Source organism: Ralstonia sp. Ralssp135 (assembly GCF_047304345.1).
GTDB lineage: Bacteria > Pseudomonadota > Gammaproteobacteria > Burkholderiales > Burkholderiaceae > Ralstonia > Ralstonia chuxiongensis.
On record NZ_JBGLYZ010000021.1, the window covers coordinates 1 to 23,318 of the forward strand.

Annotated in this window: 23 protein-coding genes and 2 pseudogenes; 15 read left to right on the plus strand and 10 right to left on the minus strand. The window is 63.7% G+C overall.

The window, feature by feature from the left end; genetic code table 11:
- Both ACCD03_RS15295 and ACCD03_RS15300 read left to right on the plus strand, forming a co-directional pair.
- A pseudogene (locus ACCD03_RS15295) lies at nt 1–113 on the plus strand (porin); the annotation flags it as partial.
- A gap of 289 nt (nt 114–402) precedes the next feature.
- The gene (locus tag ACCD03_RS15300; protein ID WP_045206407.1) at nt 403–1,791 is read left to right on the plus strand and encodes an L-cystine transporter; all 1,389 of its coding nucleotides are present in this window, start codon (nt 403–405) and stop codon (nt 1,789–1,791) included.
- Nucleotides 1,792–1,850: 59 nt separating this feature from the next.
- Here the strand turns inward: ACCD03_RS15300 and pcaQ are convergent, their stop codons facing one another.
- Nucleotides 1,851–2,795, minus strand: a complete 945-nt coding sequence (gene pcaQ / locus ACCD03_RS15305) for a pca operon transcription factor PcaQ (RefSeq protein WP_413412184.1) — start codon at nt 2,793–2,795, stop codon at nt 1,851–1,853.
- A gap of 102 nt (nt 2,796–2,897) precedes the next feature.
- On the opposite strand from pcaQ, the gene pcaH reads away from it, so the two are divergent.
- From pcaH to thpR, 3 genes are all read left to right on the plus strand, one after another.
- Nucleotides 2,898–3,647: a protocatechuate 3,4-dioxygenase subunit beta gene (gene pcaH / locus ACCD03_RS15310; RefSeq protein WP_004626742.1), complete on the plus strand. Its 750-nt coding sequence runs from the start codon at nt 2,898–2,900 to the stop codon at nt 3,645–3,647.
- Nucleotides 3,647–4,342 carry a protocatechuate 3,4-dioxygenase subunit alpha gene (gene pcaG, locus ACCD03_RS15315; RefSeq protein WP_045206405.1) on the plus strand — a complete coding sequence of 232 codons (696 nt, stop codon included), beginning with the start codon at nt 3,647–3,649 and terminating at the stop codon, nt 4,340–4,342. Before pcaH ends, pcaG begins: the two co-directional genes overlap by 1 nt.
- A gap of 145 nt (nt 4,343–4,487) precedes the next feature.
- The gene (gene thpR, locus ACCD03_RS15320) at nt 4,488–5,072 is read left to right on the plus strand and encodes an RNA 2',3'-cyclic phosphodiesterase (RefSeq protein WP_413412185.1); all 585 of its coding nucleotides are present in this window, start codon (nt 4,488–4,490) and stop codon (nt 5,070–5,072) included.
- 8 nt (nt 5,073–5,080) lie between these two features.
- Here the strand turns inward: thpR and ACCD03_RS15325 are convergent, their stop codons facing one another.
- Both ACCD03_RS15325 and ACCD03_RS15330 read right to left on the minus strand, forming a co-directional pair.
- Nucleotides 5,081–5,782, minus strand: a complete 702-nt coding sequence (locus ACCD03_RS15325) for a DsbA family protein (RefSeq protein ID WP_413412186.1) — start codon at nt 5,780–5,782, stop codon at nt 5,081–5,083.
- A gap of 25 nt (nt 5,783–5,807) precedes the next feature.
- The gene (locus ACCD03_RS15330) at nt 5,808–6,689 is read right to left on the minus strand and encodes an MBL fold metallo-hydrolase (protein WP_045206401.1); all 882 of its coding nucleotides are present in this window, start codon (nt 6,687–6,689) and stop codon (nt 5,808–5,810) included.
- Between the two features lie 108 nt (nt 6,690–6,797).
- Between ACCD03_RS15330 and ACCD03_RS15335 the strand changes: the two genes are divergently transcribed.
- Entirely contained in the window at nt 6,798–7,709 is a 912-nt protein-coding gene (locus tag ACCD03_RS15335) for a LysR family transcriptional regulator (RefSeq protein ID WP_045206399.1), read from the plus strand.
- Here the strand turns inward: ACCD03_RS15335 and ACCD03_RS15340 are convergent.
- From ACCD03_RS15340 to ACCD03_RS15355, 4 genes and pseudogenes are all read right to left on the minus strand, one after another.
- Nucleotides 7,702–8,916 carry an MFS transporter gene (locus tag ACCD03_RS15340; protein WP_413412187.1) on the minus strand — a complete coding sequence of 405 codons (1,215 nt, stop codon included), beginning with the start codon at nt 8,914–8,916 and terminating at the stop codon, nt 7,702–7,704. The genes ACCD03_RS15335 and ACCD03_RS15340 overlap by 8 nt on opposite strands.
- 29 nt (nt 8,917–8,945) lie before the next feature.
- Nucleotides 8,946–9,773 carry an isocitrate lyase/PEP mutase family protein gene (locus tag ACCD03_RS15345; protein ID WP_253539208.1) on the minus strand — a complete coding sequence of 276 codons (828 nt, stop codon included), beginning with the start codon at nt 9,771–9,773 and terminating at the stop codon, nt 8,946–8,948.
- A 3-nt stretch (nt 9,774–9,776) separates the two neighbouring features.
- A pseudogene (locus tag ACCD03_RS15350) lies at nt 9,777–10,055 on the minus strand (DsbA family protein); the annotation flags it as partial.
- A 10-nt stretch (nt 10,056–10,065) separates the two neighbouring features.
- Entirely contained in the window at nt 10,066–11,010 is a 945-nt protein-coding gene (locus ACCD03_RS15355; protein WP_045206396.1) for a LysR substrate-binding domain-containing protein, read from the minus strand.
- Between the two features lie 149 nt (nt 11,011–11,159).
- On the opposite strand from ACCD03_RS15355, the gene ACCD03_RS15360 reads away from it, so the two are divergent.
- From ACCD03_RS15360 to ACCD03_RS15395, 8 genes are all read left to right on the plus strand, one after another.
- Entirely contained in the window at nt 11,160–12,377 is a 1,218-nt protein-coding gene (locus ACCD03_RS15360) for an MFS transporter (protein WP_413412188.1), read from the plus strand.
- A gap of 246 nt (nt 12,378–12,623) precedes the next feature.
- Nucleotides 12,624–13,262, plus strand: a complete 639-nt coding sequence (gene queE / locus ACCD03_RS15365) for a 7-carboxy-7-deazaguanine synthase (protein ID WP_413412189.1) — start codon at nt 12,624–12,626, stop codon at nt 13,260–13,262.
- A gap of 78 nt (nt 13,263–13,340) precedes the next feature.
- Nucleotides 13,341–13,817 carry a 6-carboxytetrahydropterin synthase QueD gene (gene queD, locus ACCD03_RS15370; RefSeq protein ID WP_253539229.1) on the plus strand — a complete coding sequence of 159 codons (477 nt, stop codon included), beginning with the start codon at nt 13,341–13,343 and terminating at the stop codon, nt 13,815–13,817.
- A gap of 21 nt (nt 13,818–13,838) precedes the next feature.
- Nucleotides 13,839–14,387 (plus strand): tRNA adenosine(34) deaminase TadA, encoded by a 549-nt coding sequence (gene tadA / locus ACCD03_RS15375; protein WP_413412190.1) that lies wholly within the window; start codon nt 13,839–13,841, stop codon nt 14,385–14,387.
- Entirely contained in the window at nt 14,384–15,310 is a 927-nt protein-coding gene (gene ldcA / locus ACCD03_RS15380) for a muramoyltetrapeptide carboxypeptidase (RefSeq protein ID WP_413412191.1), read from the plus strand. The genes tadA and ldcA overlap by 4 nt, the downstream gene beginning before the upstream one ends.
- Nucleotides 15,311–15,421: 111 nt before the next feature.
- Entirely contained in the window at nt 15,422–17,044 is a 1,623-nt protein-coding gene (locus ACCD03_RS15385; protein WP_325649767.1) for an ABC-F family ATPase, read from the plus strand.
- Nucleotides 17,045–17,286: 242 nt separating this feature from the next.
- Nucleotides 17,287–17,910 carry a carboxymuconolactone decarboxylase family protein gene (locus tag ACCD03_RS15390; RefSeq protein WP_316677592.1) on the plus strand — a complete coding sequence of 208 codons (624 nt, stop codon included), beginning with the start codon at nt 17,287–17,289 and terminating at the stop codon, nt 17,908–17,910.
- Nucleotides 17,911–18,232: 322 nt separating this feature from the next.
- A complete protein-coding gene (locus ACCD03_RS15395) occupies nt 18,233–19,780 on the plus strand; it encodes an acetyl-CoA hydrolase/transferase family protein (RefSeq protein WP_045206390.1) in 1,548 nt (515 codons plus the stop codon).
- Between the two features lie 17 nt (nt 19,781–19,797).
- Here ACCD03_RS15395 and ACCD03_RS15400 read toward each other — a convergent pair whose 3' ends face one another.
- Both ACCD03_RS15400 and ACCD03_RS15405 read right to left on the minus strand, forming a co-directional pair.
- On the minus strand, nt 19,798–20,691 hold the full coding sequence (locus ACCD03_RS15400; protein WP_045206389.1) for a LysR family transcriptional regulator: 894 nt from the start codon (nt 20,689–20,691) through the stop codon (nt 19,798–19,800).
- Nucleotides 20,692–20,860: 169 nt separating this feature from the next.
- Nucleotides 20,861–21,397 (minus strand): hypothetical protein, encoded by a 537-nt coding sequence (locus tag ACCD03_RS15405; protein ID WP_413412192.1) that lies wholly within the window; start codon nt 21,395–21,397, stop codon nt 20,861–20,863.
- Nucleotides 21,398–21,548: 151 nt separating this feature from the next.
- On the opposite strand from ACCD03_RS15405, the gene ACCD03_RS15410 reads away from it, so the two are divergent.
- On the plus strand, nt 21,549–22,985 hold the full coding sequence (locus ACCD03_RS15410) for an aldehyde dehydrogenase family protein (RefSeq protein ID WP_413412193.1): 1,437 nt from the start codon (nt 21,549–21,551) through the stop codon (nt 22,983–22,985).
- 69 nt (nt 22,986–23,054) lie between these two features.
- On the opposite strand, the gene ACCD03_RS15415 is transcribed toward ACCD03_RS15410, so the two are convergent.
- On the minus strand, nt 23,055–23,315 hold the full coding sequence (locus ACCD03_RS15415) for a DUF1289 domain-containing protein (protein ID WP_024975718.1): 261 nt from the start codon (nt 23,313–23,315) through the stop codon (nt 23,055–23,057).
- Nucleotides 23,316–23,318: the final 3 nt, after the last annotated feature.

A 23,318-nucleotide genomic window follows, 5' to 3' on the forward strand; every position in this document is an offset into this window, starting at 1 on the left:
GCACGGTGCAGAACAGCGCTACCGCCAACTTCTCGGTGGAAGCAACCAACAACAACCCGGCGGTGGGTAAGAACCAGTTGGGTGCGTACACCGGTATCGTTCACTCGTTCTGACTGAGCGTGACCTCCTGATCGCTCGGCTCCTTGTCAGCCCGCACTTGTGCGGGTTTTTTTTCGTTCTCGGAAAGCCACTGCCGCGCGGGGGAACTGGGCGTTGTGAGCATTCACGCATGGGCATTCCTCGTCACCGCACACGGAAGTTCGTCAGCCGTAAACCCAAGCCTGTGCCGGCTCTACGGCGGATTGGCCTGCATTTTGGATGCGATCCGTGCTCGGGCAACCTTTGTGCAACTGGCGTAAGATTCCGGCTCGATTTCGAGCGCAACGTGCGACACAAAGGAACATGAACCTTCCGCTCTTACTGAATATCGCGACTTTTGTCGTCATCCTGCTTGCTCTGGGGCGCGTGAACGCGAGCTGGAGTCTGGCCAAACGTGTGCTGCTGGGCATGGTGCTGGGCATCGTTTTCGGCCTGGCGCTGCACCTCATCTATGGTGACGACAGCGCGACACTCAAGCAGTCGATCTCCTGGTTCAGCATCGTTGGCGGCGGCTATATCCAGCTGCTGCAGATGATCGTCATGCCGCTGGTGCTGGTGTCGGTGCTGAACTCGGTGGCCAAGCTCAACAGCACGGCGTCGCTCGGCAAGATCAGCGTGCTAACGATCGGCACGCTGCTGCTTACGACGTTGATTTCCGCACTGGTCGGGGTGTTTGTCACCCACCTGTTTGGGCTGACAGCCGAGGGGCTGGTGCAAGGCGCGCAGGAAACCGCCCGGTTGACCGCCATCCAGGACAGCTATGTCGGCAAGGTGGCAGACCTCTCGGTGCCGCAGTTGGTGCAGTCGTTTATCCCGAAGAACCCGTTTGCCGAGCTGACCGGCGCCAAGCCGACGTCCATCATCGGCGTGGTGATCTTCGCGGCGTTCTTGGGTGTGGCGGCGTTGAACCTGCTCAAGGATGACGCTGTGAAAGGCGAGCGCGTGCTGACCGCCATCGACACCGCGCAGGCCTGGGTGATGAAGCTCGTGCGGCTTGTCATTCGCCTGACGCCTTATGGCGTGCTCGCGCTCATGACCAACGTGGTGGCCGTATCCAACGTGCAGGACATCATCAAGCTCGGCGGTTTCGTGGTGGCGTCTTACCTAGGCCTGGCGATCATGTTTGGCGTGCATGCCGTGCTGCTTACGCTCAACGGCATCAATCCGCTTCGCTTCTTCCGCAAGGTCTGGCCGGCGCTGTCTTTCGCGTTCACGAGCCGATCGAGTGCAGCCACCATTCCGCTGAGCATCGAGGCGCAGACGCGGCGCATCGGCGTGCCGGAGTCGATCGCCAGCTTCGCCGCCTCGTTTGGCACCACCATTGGCCAGAACGGCTGCGCGGGCCTGTATCCGGCCATGCTGGCAGTCATGGTGGCGCCCACCGTCGGCATCAACCCGTTCGATCCGGTGTGGATTGCAACGCTGGTGGCAATCGTCACCCTCAGCTCGGTTGGCGTGGCAGGTGTGGGCGGTGGCGCCACTTTCGCGGCATTGATCGTGCTGCCGGCCATGGGCTTGCCGGTGACGCTCGTGGCGCTGCTGATTTCCATCGAGCCCCTGATCGACATGGGCCGTACCGCGCTCAACGTCAATGGCTCGATGACTGCCGGAACGATCACCAGCCAATTGCTCGGACAGACCGATCGCAGTGTCTTCGATGCTGCGGATGACGTGGAGATGGCGCACCGTTGATCTGCGCCTCGAAAGAAAGAATGCCGGCCATGGGGTCGGCATTTTTTTTGGGCGGCGGCTCAGTAGGGCGCTTGCGCCAGTTCGGTCAGCAGTTCCATGAACGCGCTGGCCAGTTCGCTTGGCGTGGCATCGCTTCTGCGCAGCAGGCCGACGGGCTCCTTGGTGCTGGACGTGGCGATGTCCAGACGGGCAAGTTGCCCGTGCGCCAGGTCGTCGGCGGCGGAGCGCTCGGGCGTGATCCACACCGCGTTGGATCGACACGCCAGCAACCGTGCGACGGACACCGAAAGCGTTTCCGTCACTCCCGCGGGCAAGCGCAACCCGTGCGTCTGGAACAGCGCCTCGGTGTGATGGCGCGGCACCGTTCCTGGCATGGCGATCACCAGCGGGTAGTCCAGCACCGCCTGCAACGAGGCCGATGCGCCTGGCTGCATCAACAGCGGATGCCCTGGCCGCACGACCAGCGCCAGGGGCTCGGCGTACAGCAGTTCGAACGACAGCCCCTGCATCCGATCCGGCTCGGCCATGCGCCCGACGATGAAGTCGAGTTCGCCGGCCTTGAGCGCGGTCAGCAGTTCGACATTGGTGCCGGTACGCAAGCGCACGCCGGCATGCGGGCGCTGCGCGTGCAGATGCGCAATCGCCTGGGGCAGCAGGCTGCTGGCCACCGTTGGCAGGGCGCCCACATGCACGACTGGCGCAGAAGCGTCCGTCGACCCCATCAGCGCGGCAGTGGCCGATTCAAGCGCCTGGGTCACGCCCACGGCGTGCCGGAGGAATTGCTCGCCGGCAGCGGTGAGCCGTGCGCCTTGGCGGCCGCGCTCAACAAGTTGCACACCGGCCAGGGCTTCAAGCTCACCCAGCGTTTTCGATACCGCCGGCTGGCTCAAATGCAGCCGCTCGGCAGCGCGCCGCAGGTTGCGCTCCTGCGCGATGGCGACAAAGCAGCTCAGATGGCGAAACCGGATGCGGGATGGCAGGTCGGCCGAAATCACTCTTTCCATAACTTGGAGTTATCGATTTTCCGATAAAAAGTCAATTTACTTCACTTTTTGGCGGCGATACAGTCTTCCCACGATTTCATAAGTTTCATAAGGAGACGCCCCATGACCCTGCCGCTTTCCGGCACCGGCGAATTCGCCCAGCGTGACACCGCGCAGCATCCGCCCGCACTGACCCCCGGCTACAAGACCAGCGTGCTGCGCTCGCCGCGCAACGCGCTCATCTCCACGCTCAATACGCTGTCGGAGACCACCGCACCGGTGTTCCATGCCGATGACCTGGGCGCGCTCGACAACGACCTCATCCTCAACTACGCCAAGGAAGGCCTGCCGATCGGCGAGCGCATCATCGTCCACGGCTACGTGCGCGACGAGTTCGGCCGCCCCGTGCCGAACGCGCTGGTGGAGGTGTGGCAGGCCAACGCCGGTGGGCGCTACCGCCACAAGAAAGATCAATACATCGCGCCGATCGACCCGAACTTCGGCGGCTGCGGCCGCATGCTGACGGATGCCAACGGCTACTACGTCTATCGCACCATCAAGCCCGGCCCGTATCCGTGGCGTAACCGCATCAACGATTGGCGCCCGTCGCACATCCATTACTCGCTCTCCGGGGACGGCTGGGCGCAGCGCCTGATCACGCAGATGTACTTCGAGGGCGATCCGATGATCGCGCAGTGCCCCATCATCAAAACCATCCCCAGCGAAGAGCAGGTGCGCGGCCTGATTGCACTGCACGACACGGCAAACCACGTGCCGCTCGACAGCCGCTGCTACCGTTTCGACATCACGCTGCGCGGCCGCCGTGCCACGCATTTCGAGAACGCCGTGCCCGCCCTGCAAGGAGCCAAGTGATGACCACGACCACACTGCGTGAATCGCTCGAACGTGCCCAGGCAACGGCCATGACGACAACGCCTCCGTTCGCGCATTTCAACGAGACTGCTTCGCAGACGGGCGGCCCGTATGTGCACATCGGCCTTGCACCGCGCCAGGCTGGCTTCGACATCTACGACAAGGAATTCGGCAGCGTACTGACTACGCCCGCCACGCGCGGCGAACGCATCGCGCTGGAAGGCCGCGTCTATGACGGCTCGGGCTCGCTCGTGCGCGATGTGCTGATCGAGATCTGGCAAGCCAACGCCGACGGCAAATACGCGCATCCCGCAGACCGGCAAGACAAAGCCGTCGACCCGGCATTCCGTGGCTGGGGCCGCGCCGGCGCGGATTTCGATACGGGCGTCTATCGTTTCGACACCATCAAGCCGGGCGCGGTGGCTGGCCGCAGCGGGTCGACGCAGGCACCGCATATCTGCATGATCCTGTTTGCGCGCGGCATCAACCTCGGCCTGCATACCCGCGTGTATTTCAGCGATGAGGCCGCAGCCAACGGTACTGACCCGGTACTGAACGGCATCGAGTGGGAAGTGCGCCGCAAGACGCTGATTGCCCAGCGCAGCGAGCGTAACGGCGAGGTGGTCTACACCTTCGACGTGCGCCTGCAAGACACCCCGGATGGCGGCGCCGAGACTGTGTTCTTCGATATCTGATCGCTGCATCACATCTGGAAAGACTTCGCCCGGCAGGTTGTCACCGCCGGGCGTTGCTTTTGATGCGCTCAGCAGGACTTTCAGCGAGACGTCATGCGGGCGTCGATAATGAGTGGATCGCCAACCGTCGTTCGACGACTCTGCCGTGACCCAGCTCACTCTTCCCGGATTCGAAGCCACCCCGCAATTGCCCGCGCATCGCCTGTTTCTGGCGATCAAGCCCGACGTGGAGACCGCAGGGCGCATTGCACGCCTGATCGACCAATTGCGGCCCGTGGTGGGTTTCAAAGGCAAGGCGCTGCGCACCGAGCGTCTGCATGTCACGCTGCATCATCTGGGCGATTTCGTTCATCTGCCGCCTGACGATATCCTGACGCGCGTGCGCGCAGCGGCGGACAGCCTGGCCTTGCCGGCATTCGATGCCACGTTCAACCAAGTGGTGAGCTTTCATGGCCGACGCGATCACCGGCCGTTTGTTCTCTTGGGCGATGAAGGTGTAGCCGGTTTGATGGCGTTTCAGGCGGCGCTGGGCGAAGCGCTCCAACATGCCGCCGTGCCGGCGCCACGTGGGGCGTTCAAACCTCACATCACGCTGCTGTATGACCGCGGCGGCTTTGCGCCAAAGGCAATCGAGCCCATCACGTGGACGGTGCGCGAGTTCGTTCTCATCCATAGCTGGCTGGGCAAGACGCGCTACGACGAACTTGCCCGCTGGCAGCTCAAGGGCTGAGCACGCCTCTACGCGCAGCCGTCCGGCCCGCAGACGGGGCCATCAGCTTCGATCTTCGGGGCCGGGGCAGGCGCGCCGATGTGCTGGGTTAGCGCTTGAGCCCAGTGCTCCGGGTTACCAAGCCACGGGCCGATATCGATGATGCCAAGCTTGCCTTGCGCATCTTCCAGCGCAAACGTCGGAAAACCCTGACCGCCAACACGATCGAGCCACTGCCGGCTTTGTGCGATGTGCTTCTGCGTCGGGCCGCCGGCTTGCTGCGCGTATTCCGCATCGAATGCTTCGGCCGATAGGCCGATCTCCGCTACCAGCTCGCGTAATACAGGCACGTCGGCAATGCGTCGGCCTTCTTCGTAATGCGCGCGCTGGATGCGATGGATCATATCCAGCCCGCGGCCGCCAAGCGCTTGCGCGGCGAGCACGGCAGTAATGGGCGGCTCCGAATCCATCGTGGCAGTGGTGTCGCGCAACAAGCCTTCAAAGTAGGGCTCGCCAAAGGGCTGGCCAGTCAACTCTGCAATGCGGTGGTCGTGCGGCATCACGTAGTCGCGCCACTGAGGCGTTACTGCGCGGCGGTTGGGGCCGGCAAGCATGCCGCCGCCGTGGCAGGTGATCGTCAAGCCCGGCACGTTTCGCGCGGCTTGCACGAGCGGCGCGGCGCCGTAGCACCAGCCGCATAGCGGGTCGTAAATGTAATGCAGCGTCGTCATGTTGTTTTCCAGGTGACCGGCCGATTTACTGCGGCCACTTCATTTCGCCCTTGATGACCTTGGCGCTCAAGTCCAGCGATGCATCGCCGGCCAGCGTCGGGTACGCGGTCTTCATCGCCTTGACCAGCTCTGCCGAGTTGTCGGCCTTGGCGGCCTGTACTTCGAAGGTCTTCAGGTAATCCGCCGTAAAGCGCACCGCCTCCAGCCCCTTGGGCATCGCCCCGGTGAAGTGGCCCGGCACCACCGTCGTCGGCTTGAGCGCCGTGATGCTGTCGAGCGTCTGCAGCCAGCTCAGGCGCGATTCGCGCGTTTGCGTGTCGGCCACCCATACGTGATCGCCATTGAAGACCACCACGCCGCCGGCCACGGTCTTGATCGACGGAATCCACAGATACGTGCGTGCCGGGTTCGGGCCGTTCAGGCCTTTGATCTCGATGGCGCGGCCCTCCAGCGTCAGACGGTCGGCGCGCAGCGCCTCGGGCAGCACGAGCGTCTTGGGCGCATTGTCTTTCAGGATCGGGCCCCAGTAGGCCAGCTTGCCGTTCATCGACGCCTTGATGGCAGCCACCGTTTGCGGCGTGGCCACGATCTTCGCCTTCGGGAATGCCGCGCGGATGACATCCAGCCCGAAGTAATAATCCGGATCGCTATGGCTGATGTAGACGGTGGTGAGCGTCTTGCCGCTGGCCTTGAGTTTCTGCACGAGCGCTTCTGCGTCGCTGCGCTGGAATTGCGCGTCGATCAGGATGGCCTCATGTGCACCGGTGATGATTTCCGACGACACGGGGAAGATGCCTTTGTCGCCCGGGTTGTAGACCTCAAGATGCAGCGGCGCCGGTGCGGCAGCGTGGGCAATCATGCCGGCGGTTGCAAGGGCGGCGGCAAGCAAGGTGCGAAGCAGGGGCATTGTTTTCTCCAGTTGCATGTGGTTGCAGCAATGTCGCCACTTTAGGTTGCTTGATTCGATCAAAAAACCGCCTAAGATGCGCATATTTGTTTCGCCAATCGATCAAATATGGATCGCATCACGTCAGCCGAAGTTTTTGTGGCGATCGTCGATCGCGGCAGCCTGAGCGCCGCCGCAGAAGGGCTCGACATGTCGCGCGCGATGGTCACGCGTTATCTGGCGCAGATGGAGGCGTGGTCCGGCGCGCGGCTGCTGCACCGAACCACGCGCCGCATCGGCCTGACGCCCGCCGGTGAAACGACGCTCGCGCGCTGCCGCCAGATGCTGGAAATCGCTTCACAGATGGCTGTGGCGGATGGCCCCGAAGCCGATACGCCGCGCGGGCTCCTGCGCATTGCCTGTGCGCAATCCCTGGCGCAGCAGACGTTGAGCACGGCGGTGACGGCCTACCTGCGGCGCTATCCGCACACGGCCGTCGATCTGGTGGTCGACAACCGCACCATCAATCTTGTGGAAGAGCGCATCGACCTGGCCGTGCGCATCACCAACGACCTTGATCCGAACTTGATTGCGCGGCCGCTGGGCGTGTGTGAATCCGTTGTGGTGGCGGCACCGTCGTACTTGGCCGCGCATGGCACACCGCGCCGCGTGGAAGACCTGGCCGTTCACAACTGCCTGACGTATTCGTATTTCGGCAAAAGCCTGTGGAAGTTCACGGATGCGAAGACGGGCGCCCCGTCGGACGTGCCGGTGGGCGGCAATCTGAGTGCGAATGAATCGATGGTGTTGCTGACAGCGGCACGAGAGGGCGCGGGCATAGCGTTGCAACCGGTGTTTGCTGCTGCGCCGATGATCGCCAGCGGGCAACTCGTGCGCCTGTTGCCTGAGCACGCGCCCCAGGCGCTGGGCATTCACGGCGTGTACAGCTCGCGCAGGCAGATGCCGGCGGCGCTGCGGGCCATGCTGGATTTTCTGGTGGACTGGTTCAAGGTGCAGCCGAACGTCACGGGAGTCACGTGATCGGCCCGGAAGACTTCCCTCTTATCGCCAGCAGCCCCAACGCCAGCACGCAGAACACCGCGCCCGCGTGGAACGTTGCGGCTGCGCCCAGCTTGTCCCACAGCAGCCCGGCCAGAACGCTGGCGGCCAACATGGCCAGCCCGCTTACCAGGTTGAACATGCCGTATGCGGTGCCACGCAAATCGGCCGGTGCGGTATCGGCGACCATGGTTGCCAGCAAGCCCTGCGTGATGCCCATATGTACGCCCCACAACGCCACGCCCACGACGACCACGCTCCAGTGAGCGGATAGGCCAAGCACCACATCGGCGGCAATCAACACCACCAGCCCGAGCGCCAGCAGCTTCGTATGGCTCATGTGATCTGAGAGCTTGCCGAACGGATACGCCGCCAGCGCATAAACGACGTTCATTGCCACCATGACCAGCGGCACCAGCGCGACGGGAATGCCGCCTTGCTGTGCACGCAGGACCAGGAAGGCCTCGGAGAAACGGGCAAGTGTGAAGACTGCGCCGATCATCACCACCCACCAGTACGCGCCGTTCAGCCGCTGGAGGTTGTCGCGGCGGATGGGGTTGGTGCGGCGCGCGCCGTTGTGGGTCTCGGGCTCGCGCAGGCCAAACATGAGCAGCGCTACTGACAACAGCGCCGGCACGACGGCCACCCAGAACACGGCGCGAAAATCATCAGCCCACAGCACCATCAGCCCGACGGCCAGAAGTGGCCCCAGAAACGCGCCCACGGTATCGAGCGCTTGCCGCAACCCGAAGGCCGCGCCGCGCAGCGCAGGCGGGGCAATGTCGGCGACCAGCGCATCGCGCGGCGCACCGCGGATGCCTTTGCCGAGGCGGTCCACCAGGCGCGCTGTCAGCACAACGCCGGCCGTGGGCGCCATGGCGAACAACGGCTTGGACAGCGCCCCCAGCGCATAGCCGAACGCCGCGAGGCCCTTGCGCCTGCCGAGGTAGTCGCTCAGCGTGCCGGAGAAGATCTTGACGATGAGCGCCGTCGATTCCCCCAGACCTTCGATCAAGCCGACCGACAAGGCACTTGCCCCCAGCACTGACACCATGAACAGCGGCAGCAGGCTGTGGATCATCTCGGAGGCGATGTCCATCAGCAGGCTGACGCAGCCGAGCACCCAGATGCCGGCGGGAATCTGGCGCAGGCCGCCGGGCGGCTTTACATCGGTTGGGGAGGATGGCATGGCGGGTTGCGTTGGCTTGGTCGCGCGGGTCAGGCGAACGGCGCAAAGAGGCTGTTGAGATGGGCCCCGCTGGCAGCATCGCGTGCAAAGTTGAACGTGCCGGCGGTGCGCAGTTCTTCCGCCGCACGCTGGAACGCGCCCATGGCCACGCGCATCAACGTGGCGCCCACACTGATGCGCTTGACGCCCAATTCGGTCAACTCGGCCACGCTCAGGTTGCCGTCGGCAAAGCCCATCAGCACATTGAGCGGGCGATCGATCTCGCGCAGCACCGTGGCAATCTCGTCGCGCGTTTTCAGGCCCGGAGCGTAGAGCACGTCGGCGCCAGCGTCCTGGAAGGCTTGCAGGCGGCGGATCGTATCGGCCAGGTCGTTGCGGCCGTGCAGGTGGTTTTCAGCGCGCGCGGTCAGCGTGAACGGAAACGGCAGAGAGCGTGCAGCCTCCACCGCGGCACGCACGCGTTCCACCGAAGCTTCCAGCGAATAGATGGGCGCATCAGCGCGGCCCGTGGCGTCTTCAATCGAGCCGCCGACGATGCCGGTGGCGCCTGCCAGACGGATCGTCTCCGCCACGGTTTCCGGGGCGTCGCCAAAGCCGTTTTCCAGATCGGCAGCCATGGGCACATCCGTGGCGGCGGCCAGATCGGCCACATGCGCGAGGATGGTGTCGCGGCCCACGCCATAGTCCGGCAGCCCGCGCGAAAACGCGAAGCCTGCGCTGGTGCTGGTCAATGCTTCGAAGCCGAGCGACGCCAGCAGCCGGGCCGAGCCCCGGTCCCACGGGTTGGGGATCACGAAGGTGCCGCTGCGCTCGTGCAGCGCGCGGAAGGCATGGGCTTTTTCGATCTGGGTCGGCATGGGCTATCCGGTGTGAAGTGGAGGGGGGCTGGACTGCAATGCTGCGGCACAGGCGAGCGCATCGTCCAGGCGGTCATTGCCCCAGAACATCGCGTCGCCGACAAAGAATGTGGGAGCGCCAAAGATGCCACGAATCTGCGCGGCGTGTGTTTGCTCGCGCAGGGGCGGCTTGCTGGCGTCGGACTGCGCCTGTGCAAGGATGGCGTCGGCAGGTAAGCCGAGCGCCGTCAGTTCTCCGGCTAGGGCCTCGGGCGTGTAAATGTCGCGGTCCTGGGCGAAATTGTGCGGTGTGTCACGCAAGTTCGGATGCGCCCGGCGCATGCGTGGCCTGGGTTGTCGCTTCCGAGCAGATCCAGGCGGCCACATCGCGCACGTCGCGGCGCGGGTTCGGCTCGGATTGGATCAGCCAGTACGCATGCGTGTTGAGCACCCCAGGCGCGATGGTCGGTACGGTGACAAGGCGGCCGTCGGCCAGCAGCGGGGCGATCAGTTCCAGGCGCCCGAGCGCGATCCCCTGGCCGGCCACCGCTGCGTGGATGATCTGGTCGTGCTGGTTGAAGCGCAGCACGGTGCGCGGTTTGGCGTGGCTCCAGCCCGCTGCAGCCAGCCAGTCTGTCCACTGGAGCCACGGGCGGCGCAGGTCACGGTCGTCAAAGTCGAGCAGCGTCAGGCCGGCAAACGCCTCGGCGGAATCCAGCGAGCGCAACCCCAGCGACGGATGCGCGACCGGCGCAACGGTCTCCCCAAACAGCCGGATGGCGCCGGGCGGCGCATCGCCCGGTGGGCAATACCGGATGGCAAGCTCGATCCCTTCGTTCCTCAGGTCGACGAGGCGGTTGTTGGTGGCCACGCGCACGTCGATGTCGGGGTACTGCAGTTGGAAACGCGCCAGGCGCGGCAGCAGCCACAAGCCTGTCACGCCGATGCTGGCCGTGATCGTCACCGGCCGACGTTCGGCCGCCACGCGGATGGCGCCAATGGCGTCCTGCAACTGCTGCACGGCACTGTCGGCACTGCGGAACAGGCGTTCACCCTCGGGCGTGAACGCGATAGAGCGGTGCCCGCGCACCAGCAGCTTCACGCCCAGCGCCTCTTCCAGCGCCGATACCTGCCGACTTACAGCGGATTGCGTCAGGCACAGATCATCGGCCGCGAGCGTGATGCTCATGCGCCGGCCCACCGCCACGAAACCGCGCAGCAAGTCCAGGGAGGCCAGCCTAACCAGGGGTGTCGACATGCGTTTTCCTCATGCAAGGCGTTCTCAAAGGTCAGTTGAGAACCCGGATATGGCGAAGTTTAATAAGCCATCAAGCGACATTCCAGCCAAATGCACATTCGGCACGCTTGCGAAGTGGGAATGTCACTCACATCGGAGAAAAAACGCTCATGACATCGAAATCTCTCACCCAATCGCCCTGGTTGCCGGTACTGGCCGGCGGGGCGGTGATCGGCCTTGCGCTGGGCATCCGCCACGTGCAAGGCCTCTTCCTCGTGCCGATCACCATGGGGCACGGCTGGACACGCGAAACCTTTGGCCTGGCGATCGCGTTGCAAAACCTCATCTGGGGCGCGGCACAGCCATTTGCGGGCATGCTGGCCGACCGCTGCGGGGCGGCCAAAGTGGTCGTGGCAGGCGTCGTGGTTTATGCGCTTGGTTTACTGCTGATGGCGCATGCGAGTACGCCGCTGAGCTTCACGCTGTCGGCGGGTGGGCTGATCGGGCTCGGGTTGTCAGGCACGTCGTTCGGCGTCGTGTATGGCGCAATCAGCCGATTGACGCCGCCTGAGCGGCGCAGCTGGGCGCTGGGCGTGGCCGGTGCGGTGGGCGGTGTCGGCCAGTTCGTGATGGTGCCGACCGCGCAGGGCTTGTTGAGCACGGTCGGCTGGGTGACGGCGCTGGTGGTCATGGCGGTGGTCATGGCGATCTTCTTGCCGCTGGCCGCGCCGTTGCGCGAAAAAACGTCTAATGCTGCCGCACAGGAAGCGCACCAGAGCATGGGTTCGGCCATCCGCGAGGCCTTTTCCCACCGCGGTTTCTGGCTGCTGAATCTCGGTTTTCTGACGTGCGGATTCCAGCTCGCCTTTATCGGTGCGCACATGCCGGCGTACCTGCTCGACAAAGGGCTCACCGGCCGACACGGCATGGTCGCGCTGGCGCTGATTGCCGCCGCCAACATCGTCGGCACGTATTACTGCGGCGCGCTGGGTGGGCTGTTCCGGCGCAAGTATCTGCTGTCGCTCCTATACCTGATTCGCACGGCGGCGATTGCGCTGTTCATCCTGCTGCCGCTGTCGCCGCCAACGTTGTATGCGTTTGCCATCGTGATGGGCTTGTTGTGGCTGGGCACGGTGCCGCTGACAAACGGGCTGCTGTCGCAGGTGTTTGGGGTGCGCTATATCGGCACGCTGTTCGGCTTCGTGTTCCTTGGCCACCAGATTGGCGCGTTCCTGGGCGTGTGGCTGGGCGGCGTGGTGTACGACCACCTGCATTCCTACGACGCGGTCTGGTTTGGCGCGATGGCGCTCGGCGTGGTGGCCGCGCTGCTGCACTGGCCGATCGATGATCGCCAACTCGCGCGCGCGCCGCTGGCGCAACCGGCATGAAGGCGCGACTGAACCGATGGGCTGCATGGGCGTTGGCAGCGGCCGGCGCCTCCTTCATTTTTGCGGCATGGCTGACGCCAGAGGGTGCTTTTTCCTTTGTGACGCTGGCGTCCTTCTGCGGGTAGCGCGGCGTAACAGCCCGATTTGTGAAACAATATCGGGTTAATCACTAGTGGGCACTGGTACGGTTTGCGCGGGAATGACGTCGATTTTGCGGCGTTCTCCTGTGAATGCCACCGTTCAGACATGACTTACGCCGTCAAGGAAATTTTCTACACGCTGCAAGGCGAAGGTGCCAACACCGGCCGTGCAGCTGTCTTCTGCCGCTTTGCCGGCTGCAATCTCTGGAGTGGGCGCGAAGCCGATCGCGCCACTGCCGTCTGCCAATTCTGTGACACCGACTTCGTTGGCACGGACGGCACACAAGGCGGCAAATACACCACTGCCAACGCACTCGCCGATACCGTTGCCGCCGAATGGCCGGCCAACGCCGCGGGCGGCAAGCCACTCGTCATCTGCACCGGCGGCGAGCCGCTGCTGCAACTCGACAAGCCGCTGATCGATGCGCTGCACGCACGCGGCTTCGAAATCGCCATCGAGACCAACGGCACCATCGCCGTGCCGGAGGGCATCGACTGGGTGTGCGTGAGCCCCAAGATGGGCTCCGAACTCGTTGTCACGCGCGGCGACGAGCTGAAGGTGGTGATTCCGCAAGACGGACAGGACCTCGACGCATACGAACGGCTGGATTTCCAGCATTTCTTCCTGCAGGCCATGGATGGCCCGCTTGCCCGGCAGAATACGGCGCTCGCCGTTGAGCTGTGCCAGCGCCGGCCGCGCTGGCGCCTGTCGCTGCAAACCCATAAGATGCTGGGCATCCGCTAAGGCGGGCCGCAGCACTTTGCCTCCGGTTTTCTGCCGGTTCCAGCCGTTTCGCGGCGCCTGCTGCCGCCACCTTGTTCCATGACCAAGACCGTTTCCATTACGCGCCGGCTCGAATTCGATGCCGGCCACCGCATCCCGAGCCATGCCGGCCAGTGCCGCAACCTGCATGGGCATCGCTACCAGCTCGAACTCACGCTCACCGGCGAAGTCCTGCACAACGACAAGGCTGCCGACGACGGCATGATTCTCGACTTCGGCGACGTCAAGCAGCTCGCCAACAAGCACCTCGTCGATCTGTGGGACCACGCCTTCCTCGTCTATCGCGGCGATACCAAGCTGGTCGAGTTCCTGAACGATATGGAAGGCGGTCATAAGACCGTCGTGCTGAACGACGTGCCCACCGTCGAGAACCTCGCTCAGATTGCGTTCGATATTCTCGAGCCGGTGTTTCGCAACACGTTTGGGCACCATCTGCGCCTGTCCAAGCTCGTGCTGTATGAAACCCCAAACTGCTGGGCCGACGTGAAGCTTGCGCGTCCGCACGAACAGGATTGATCGGAAAATCTCCCCGCACGCATGACCACGCCCCACGTTCTCACGCCGCCCGCCGACATGTCCGCCCATGAGCGCGACGGCTACTGGATGCAGCAGGCGCTCGTGCAGGCGAAGTTCGCGTGGGGGCAGGGCGAGGTGCCGGTGGGTGCCGTGGTCGTGCGCGGCAACGAAATCGTCGGCGTAGGCTACAACGCACCGATCGGCACGCATGACCCATCCGCGCATGCCGAAATGCGCGCCCTGCGTCAGGCGGCCGAAACTCTCGGCAACTATCGCCTGCCCGACTGCGAAGTCTTCGTGACGCTGGAGCCGTGCGTGATGTGCGCCGGTGCCATGCTGCATGCCCGCGTGGCGCGCGTCGTGTATGGTGCGCCCGACCCCAAAACGGGTGCCGCCGGCAGCATCCTCGACCTGTTTGCAGAAACGCGGCTGAACCACCAGACCGCCATCGCCGGCAGCGTGCTCGCGCAGGAATGCGGCGACATGCTGCGCGCATTCTTTGCCGAGCGCCGCGCGAGCCAGAAGGCCGCACGCCTGGCGTCCACCGTACCCGACGAATCCGCCACATGACCACTGTCCGCCTGATTGCGCCTTCCGGTTATCCGAACGATGCGGCCATTGCCGAGCGCGGCGTGGCGGCGTTGGAAGCGCAGGACTGCACGGTCGTCAACCGTGAGTGCTTGAGCCGGCAGCATCAGCGTTTTGCAGGTGGCGAACTTGCGCGGTTGGCTGACCTGCACCAGATCGGCACGGGTACTGACCAGGAAATCGCCATGGCCATCCGCGGCGGTTATGGCCTCACGCGCTTGCTGGACCATATCGACTTCATCGATATCGGTCGTCGCGCGCAGGCGACGGACGCCATCATCGTGGGCCACAGCGATTTCACCGTGTTCTCGCTGGCGTACCTGGCGGCCACGGGCGGCGTAACGTTTGCTGGCCCGCACGTGTGTTCGGACTTCGGGCTGGAAAACATCGACCCGTTCATGGTCGAGCACTTCTGGGGCATTTTGCGCAGCCCGACCTATGCGTTGCGCGTGGATGTGCCGCAACCGAATGGTTGCGCACGGCCTGGCCGCTACGCTGGCACGCTCTGGGGCGGCAACCTGGCCATGCTGTGCAGCCTCATCGGCACGCCGTATCTGCCGGATATCCGCGACGGCGTCCTGTTTGTTGAAGACATCAACGAACATCCGTACCGCGTGGAACGCATGCTGCTGCAGCTACAGCAAGCCGGCGTGCTGGAGACGCAGCAGGCGCTGGTGCTGGGTGACTTCTCCGGCTATCGCACCACGCCGTACGACGCCGGCTACGATTTCGACGCCATGCGCGATTACCTGGCCGAACGCCTGTCGATTCCGGTCGTCACAGGCTTGCCGTTCGGCCATTGCCCGACCAAGGCGACACTGCCGATTGGCGCCCAGGCCGAGCTGGAGGTCGACGCCACGGGCTTTACGCTGCACTTGTCGGGGTATCCGGCACTGAAGGCGTAAGCCCCGAGCCATCCGGGTCACGTCCGGGTGGTAAAATTTCCGGTTCCCCAAATGGCGAACGGCCATGTGCCTGCCGCGCCAGATCACCGCTTTCCAAATCAAGGTTTCCACGTGCTTTCCACCGCCAACATCACCATGCAGTTCGGGCCCAAGCCCTTGTTCGAGAACATCTCGGTCAAGTTTGGCGAGGGCAATCGCTATGGCCTGATCGGCGCCAACGGCTGCGGCAAGTCGACCTTCATGAAGATCCTGGGCGGCGATCTGGAGCCGAGCGGCGGAAACGTGATGCTGGAGCCGGGCGTGCGCCTGGGCAAGCTGCGCCAGGATCAGTTCGCCTATGAAGACATGCGCGTGCTGGACGTGGTGATGATGGGCCACACCGAAATGTGGGCCGCCGCGCAGGAGCGCGATGCCATCTACGCCAACCCGGAAGCGACCGACGACGATTACATGAAGGCCGCCGACCTGGAGGCCAAGTACGCTGAATACGACGGCTACACCGCCGAAGCGCGTGCGGGTGAACTGCTGATGGGCGTCGGCATCCCGACCAGCCAGCATCAGGGCCCGATGAGAGACGTTGCTCCCGGTTGGAAGCTGCGTGTGCTGCTGGCGCAGGCGCTGTTCTCGAACCCGGACGTGCTGCTGCTGGACGAGCCGACCAACAACCTCGACATCAACACGATCCGCTGGCTGGAATCGGTGCTCAACGAGCGCAATTCCACCATGATCATCATTTCCCACGATCGCCACTTCCTGAACTCGGTCTGCACGCACATGGCCGACATGGACTACGGCACGCTCAAGGTCTACCCGGGCAATTACGACGACTACATGGAAGCCTCCATGCAGGCGCGCGAACGCCTGCAGGCTGCCAACGCGCGGGCCAAGGAACGCATCTCCGACCTGCAGGACTTCGTGCGCCGCTTCTCGGCCAACAAGTCCAAGGCCCGCCAGGCCACGTCGCGCCTGAAGATGATCGACAAGATCAAGGTGGAAGACATCAAGCCGTCGTCGCGCCAGAACCCCTTCGTCCGTTTCGAGATGGAGAAGAAGCTGCACAACCTGGCGGTGGAAACCGATAACGCACGCAAGACGTACGACCGCAAGATTTTCGATGGCCTGACCATGGCCGTGCGCGCTGGCGAGCGGATTGCCATCATCGGTGAGAACGGCGCGGGCAAGACCACGCTGCTGCGCTGCCTGCTGAACGGCGCCGTGAAGACCGGCGTACAGCGCGGCATCGAGGTCGACGGTGGCGCCGTCAAGTGGGCCGAGAACGCCAACGTCGGCTACATGCCGCAGGACACCTACGAAGAATTCCCCGAAGACCGCGACCTGATGGACTGGATGAGCCAGTGGACGCAAGCCGGTGACGATGACCAATCGCTGCGTGGCACGATGGGCCGCCTGCTGTTCTCGGCCGACGACATCAAGAAGAGCGTGAAGGTGCTTTCCGGTGGCGAGAAGGGCCGCATGATCTGGGGCAAGCTGATGCTGGGCCGTCACAACGTTCTGGCACTCGACGAGCCGACCAACCACATGGACATGGAATCCATTGAGTCGCTGCAGATCGCGCTGGACAAGTACGAAGGCACGTTGATCTTCGTGTCGCATGACCGTGAGTTGATTAGCGCCCTGGCCACGCGCGTAATCGAAGTGCGCCCGGACGGCACGCTGACCGATTACCTTGGCACCTACGACGAATACCTGCAGAGCCAGGGCGTCGAAGTCTGAGCGCAGATCCTCTGACGTGATCAAGGGGCCGCCGATGTGCGGCCTCTTTTTTTTGCCGTGGTCTCCATAAGGTGAACGCGCGTGGTCCGATCGTGATCAGCCCTCCGCGCGCCGCTCGCCAAGGCTGCGTTGACAGTACCTCCTCCCGATTCCAGAATGCCTTGGCCGAACGCCGCACCTGCATCCCTGCCGTTGCGTTCAGCGCCAGCAAAGAACAATCAAAACATATGAGGAGACTCACGTTGAAAAACGTACTGACATTACTGTCGACAGCCGCACTGGTGCTGATGACGTCTGCACACGCTGCCGAGCGCCTGCCAACCATTCCGCCGGACAAATACGACGCCGAACAGGCCAAGGCAGCGCAAGACTTTCAGGCTGCGCGCAAGGTGCCTGTATTCGGGCCGTTCGAGCCCCTGATGCATAGCCCGGAGGTGATGAGCCAGACCCGGGCAATGGGTGACTATCTGCGGTATCACTCCGCCATCGGCAACACGCTGAGCGAATTGGTCATACTCGTCACTGCGCGGGAGTGGAGCCAGGATTACGAGTGGTACGTGCACCATCCGATCGCCCTGAAGGCGGGCATCAAGCCCAGTATTGCCGATGCGATTGCCGATGGCCGCCGCCCCACCGGGATGAGTGATGACGAGGAGATCGTCTATGACTTCACGACCGAACTCATCCGCAACAAGCGCGTGGCCGACGGGACCTATGCCAGGGCGGAAAAGCGGTTCGGCAATAAGGGCATCGTAGACATGACCGGTATCTGCGGTTACTACACGCTGCTCGCCATGGAAATGAACGTGGCGCAGTATCCGGTGCCGAAAAATGCCGCCAAGCTCGCACGTTTCCCGGAGCCTTGACCGCCGTGCCGCCGAGCGAGGACTACGCTCAGCTTTGATGTCGCGCAGGGTGAGCATCGATTCTTTGCCGTAATCAAGGGGCCGCCCATGTGCGGCCCTTTGCTTTTTGGTTTTCACCGCAAGCGGCAGACGCGCCACCAAGGTCGGCCATCTATGAAAAAACCGACTGGATTCCATGATTTTTTATCGCCATCAGAATTCATTGCCGTCGCTACACTGGGGCTGCATATCACAGTGAACAAGCCGAGAGCTGCGGATCAGGCGCCGCGCGTCACACCAAGAAGCGCCAAACGCAGGCCCGGCGAAGTACCCAGGAGACGAAATGACCTCTGATATCGGCGGCCGCATTCGGTTGCAATCCTTGCTGGACAAAGTGGTGTCTGCGGACGAAGCCGCAGCCCTGATCCGCGATGGCATGACGGTCGGCATGAGCGGTTTCACCCGTGCGGGCGACTGCAAGGCCGTGCCGTTTGCCCTGGCCCGGCGTGCTGCGCACGAGCCGCTGCGCATTACCTTGATGACCGGTGCCTCGCTGGGCAACGACATCGACAAGGTGCTGGCCGAAGCCGATGTGATTGCCCGACGCCTGCCGTTCCAGGCCGATGCCACGCTGCGGCGCAAGATCAACGCAGGCGAGGTCATGTTCATTGACCAGCACCTGTCGGAAACCGTCGAGCAACTGCGTTCGCGGCAGATTGCACCGCTGGATGTGGCGGTTGTCGAAGCCACGGCCATCACCGAGAACGGCGGCATCGTGCCGACCACATCGGTGGGGAATTCCGCAAGTTTTGCGGTGCTGGCGAAACAGGTGATCGTCGAGATCAACCTGAACATGCCCGCCAATCTGGAAGGGCTGCACGATATCTTCTTCCCGGTGCAGCGGCCCCATCGTCAGCCGATTCCGCTCATTGCACCGGAGCAACGCATCGGCCTGCCGTATATCCCGATCGATCCGCGCAAGATCGCTGCCATCGTCATTACGGGGCAGGACGACAGCCCATCCAACGTGTTGCCGCCCGATGTGGAGACCAACGCCATCGCCGGGCACCTGAACGCATTCCTGGCGCGAGAGGTGCGCACGGGCCGTCTCTCGCCCACGCTGCAGCCGCTGCAGGCGGGTATCGGAACCATCTCCAACGCGGTCCTGCATGGCTTCATCGACTCGCCGTTCCATGACCTCAAGATGTACTCCGAGGTCTTGCAGGACAGTTCCATCGAGCTGCTCGACTCGGGCAAGCTGGCGTTTGCGTCAGCTTCATCGATCACGCTGTCACGCCCGGTCTACAAACGGTTCCTGACGGAGCTGGAGCGCTACAAGACGCGCGTGGTTCTGCGGCCGCAGGAGATCAGCAACCACCCGGAAGTGATCCGCCGGCTGGGCCTGATCACCATCAATACCGCGCTGGAATGCGACATCTACGGCAACGTGAATTCAACGCACGTGGGCGGCACGCACATGATGAACGGTATCGGCGGCTCGGGCGACTTTGCGCGCAACGCGCATCTGTCGGTCTTCGTGACCAAGTCATTGGCTAAGGACGGTGATATTTCGAGCATCGTTCCGATGGTCTCCCATGTGGACCACACCGAGCACGACGTCGACATCATTGTCACTGAACACGGGTTGGCTGATCTGCGAGGGCTGGCGCCGCGCGAGCGTGCTGTCCAGATCATCGGCAACTGTGCGGACCCTCGCTACCGCGAGCTGCTGCGCGACTACGTTGTGCGCGCGCAGCGGCGCGGCGGGCATACCCCGCATCTGCTGGAAGAGGCGCTGGCTTGGCATGTGCGCTTCCGCGATCAGGGCTCGATGGCCCCGGCAGATTCTATGGATGAGAGCCAGCCCCTGGAACCCGCTCTCAGCGCTTGAAGCGTGGGCGCCGCTGCTCAGGCGCCCAGCACTTCCTCGCACGTCGCGAGCCACGCACGAGCGGCGTGGGAAAGATAGCGGCCCGGCGACCACAGGTGCGCGAGCGCCCATTCCATGTCGGGAGCGGTCAAGCGCGCCACAGCCAGCTTGTCACGGTTCGCAAGATTGGCCACCAGCGGCTGTGGCAAAAAAGTCGTGCCTAGGCCCGCAGCCGCCATCGAGGCGAGGAATTCCCAGTGCCCGCTCTGCGCAGCGATGTGCGGCTCGATGCGGGCTTCGAGAAAGGCTTGGCGCAGCTTGCGCGTGAGGGAGAAATCCTCGGCCAGCAACAGCAGCGGTTCGTCACGCAGTGCAGAGAGGCTGACGGTCTTGCCCTTAGCCCATTTCGCTTTGCGCGGCCCGACCACCCAGATCGGGTACTTTGCAAACTGCCGCGTAGCGAGTTCGAGGCCGCTGTCGCCGGGCAGAACCGTGGCGCCGACCTCCAGCTCGCCGTTGGCTACCTGCTGTTCCACAGTTTTGCCGCCGTACTCGGCCAGGTTCAGCGCCAGGTTGGGATAACGCTGCCGAAACGCGCTCACGACGGGCGAGAAGAACAGGTTCACCATCGGCGGGATGCCGACCGTGAGTTCGCCCCGTCCAAGCGAAGACAGGTCGGCGACTTCAAGCGTCAGCCTGTGCACCACACCGAGCGTTTCCTGGCCGCGCGCGTACACGACACGGCCCACGTCGGTAAGCCGCACCTGCCTGCCTTCGCGGATCAGCAGCGGCTGCCCAACCTCGTTTTCCAGCTGACGCACCATCTTGCTGATGGTGGACTGTGTTACCGAGAGCGAACTCGCCGCCTGCGTGAAGCTGTGCAGCCGCGCGGTTTCGACGAAGTAACGAAGGGCTCGGATATCGATGGGCATGGGCGGTCCTCAGCCATGAAGCACGCGAATGGGATTCGCCATGGTAATGAAGTTTTCCCATTCCGCGACGCGGTGACCTCAAGATCTGGTGGACGCTCGCATTCAACGGCGCTCAAAAAAAAAGGTGGCTAACGCGACCGCCTTTCATGCTCGCCCGGATACGTCGCTGTCAGCCTTTCGCCTCGTCGATCAGCAGATCCAGCTGGGCGATCACGTTGCTGGTCTCGGGCTCGCCGCGTGTTTTGCTGAGCGCGGTCTTGAGCGTGTCGCGCAGGGCGACGAGTTCGGCGATGTTGCCCGCTTTCTCCACTTTCATCTCAAGCAGATAGCCGCGCAGGCCGAGATACCGGCTGATGGTTTCGGTATAGAAGCGGTAGAGGCGTTGATAGCCTTCGGCGGCCGGCTCTTTTGAAGTGGCTGCAGAGGCGGGGGACGCCGCCTCTGCAGTTGCCGCAGAGGCGGTGGCCGATGCCGCCTTCACGGTAGCGACCCCGGGCGCGTGCGTGCGGATATATCCGGCGTTCTCGAGCTCGTCGAACACGGCTTGCGTCATGCCCAGAGGTTGCAGCTGGACGAGGATGTCGTCGCAGGTTTTTTCGCCGTTGATCATCAGAAGGAGCGCGCGGTGACGCTGGTCGAGGTGATTCGCACGTGTGCGGATCTCGTCCTGACCTTTTTCGGTCTTCTGGTAGATGGTGGTGGTCATGCTGTCTCCCTCGGCCGGCGCGTCTGCAGCGCGCGCTCTGCTGGCTCTACAATAGACCGATCATAACCGCCCGGGGGCGACGTGGGCCTCAGTCGCAACCCGGATAGCACAACGCGCAAATCGCGCATCCACCAGAGCGAGACGACCAACGATGCAGCAACGCGACAAGCTTTTCATCAATGGCAAGTGGGTGGCGCCGCAGGGCAAGGGCGTCATTGAAGTGATTCATTCGGCTACCGAAGCCGTCATGGGAACCATTCCCGAAGGCAGCGCGGCCGATGCGGAAGCCGCCGTGGCAGCGGCCCGCGCCGCATTTGATGACTGGGCTGCCACGCCCGTTGCCAAGCGCGCCGAATACATCCAGAAGATTGCCGACGGCCTGCAGGCCCGCAGCGAAGAGCTGGCGCAGTTGATTGCCGGCGAAGTCGGCATGCCGATCAAGCTGGCGCGTGCCATCCAGGTGGGCGGCCCAGTCTATAACTGGGGCAATTTCGCCAAGCTGCTCAGCACGTTCGAGTTTGAAGAACACGTTGGCAACTCGCTGGTGGTGCGCGAGCCCGTGGGTGTGGTGGGCGCCATCACGCCATGGAACTACCCGCTCAACCAGATCACGCTGAAGGTTGCGCCCGCGCTGGCCGCTGGCTGCACGGTGGTGCTCAAGCCATCGGAAGTGGCGCCGCTCAACGCCTTCGTACTGGCGGAAGTCATTGAAGAAGCGGGTCTGCCGCCGGGCGTGTTCAACCTTGTCACCGGCTATGGCCCCGTGGTGGGTGAGGTGCTCGCAAGCGACCCGGATGTCGATATGGTGTCGTTCACGGGCTCGACGCGTGCGGGCAAGCGCGTGGCGGAACTGGCATCGCAGTCGGTCAAGCGCGTGGCGCTGGAGTTGGGCGGCAAGTCGGCATCGGTGATCCTGGATGATGCGGACCTGGCATCGGCGGTCAAGGGCACGTTGTCGGCGTGTTTCCTGAATTCGGGGCAAACGTGCTCGGCGCACACGCGCATGCTGGTGCCGCGCGCGAAGTATGAAGAGGTGAAGGCGCTGGCCGCGCAGTTTGCCGCCGCGTACGTGCCGGGCGATCCGGCGCTGGAAAACACGCGCCTCGGGCCGCTCATTTCTGCCGTGCAGCGCGATCGCGTGCTGGGCTATATCCGCAAGGGCCTGGAAGAGGGCGCCGAACTCATTACCGGTGGAGCCGACACGCCGGAAGGCCTGTCCACCGGTTTCTTCGTCAAGCCGACGGTGCTCGGCAACGTCAAGACGACTGACACCGTGGCGCGCGAGGAAATCTTCGGCCCCGTGCTCACGGTGATCTGCTACGACGACGAGGAAGAGGCCATCCGCATTGCCAACGACAGCATCTACGGTCTGGGCGGCGGTGTGTGGTCGGGCGACGAGGCGCGGGCGATTCGCGTGGCGCGGCGCATCCGCACGGGGCAGGTCAACATCAACGGCGGGCCGTTCAACATGCAGGCGCCGTTTGGCGGCTACAAGCAGTCCGGCCACGGGCGCGAGAACGGCAAGTACGGGCTGGAGGAGTTCCTGGAGTACAAGGCGATGCAGCTCAATCCTGCGAAAACGGCCTGATCGGCTGGGCGTGCCGCACCAATGAAAAACCCGGCTTCGGCCGGGTTTTTTGCATCTGAAGCGCGGTGCCTACTTGCGGCTGCCATCGGGGTTGTAGCCCTGCGCCGTGCCTTCGGCAAGGATGCGCGTCCAGACCGTGTTGCGTTCTTCGTCCGTCATGAACACCCAGTTGCTGACCTCAAGCTGCGTGCGCCCGCAGCCTTGGCAGACCTCGTCAAAGAGCGTCGAACAGATGCCGATGCAGGGACTGTCTGGGCGGCCCAGCAGGGTGCTGTCGGAAGCACTGGTTGCGTCGTCTGGCATGGGGCTGAATGCGGTCGATTCGGTCATGGC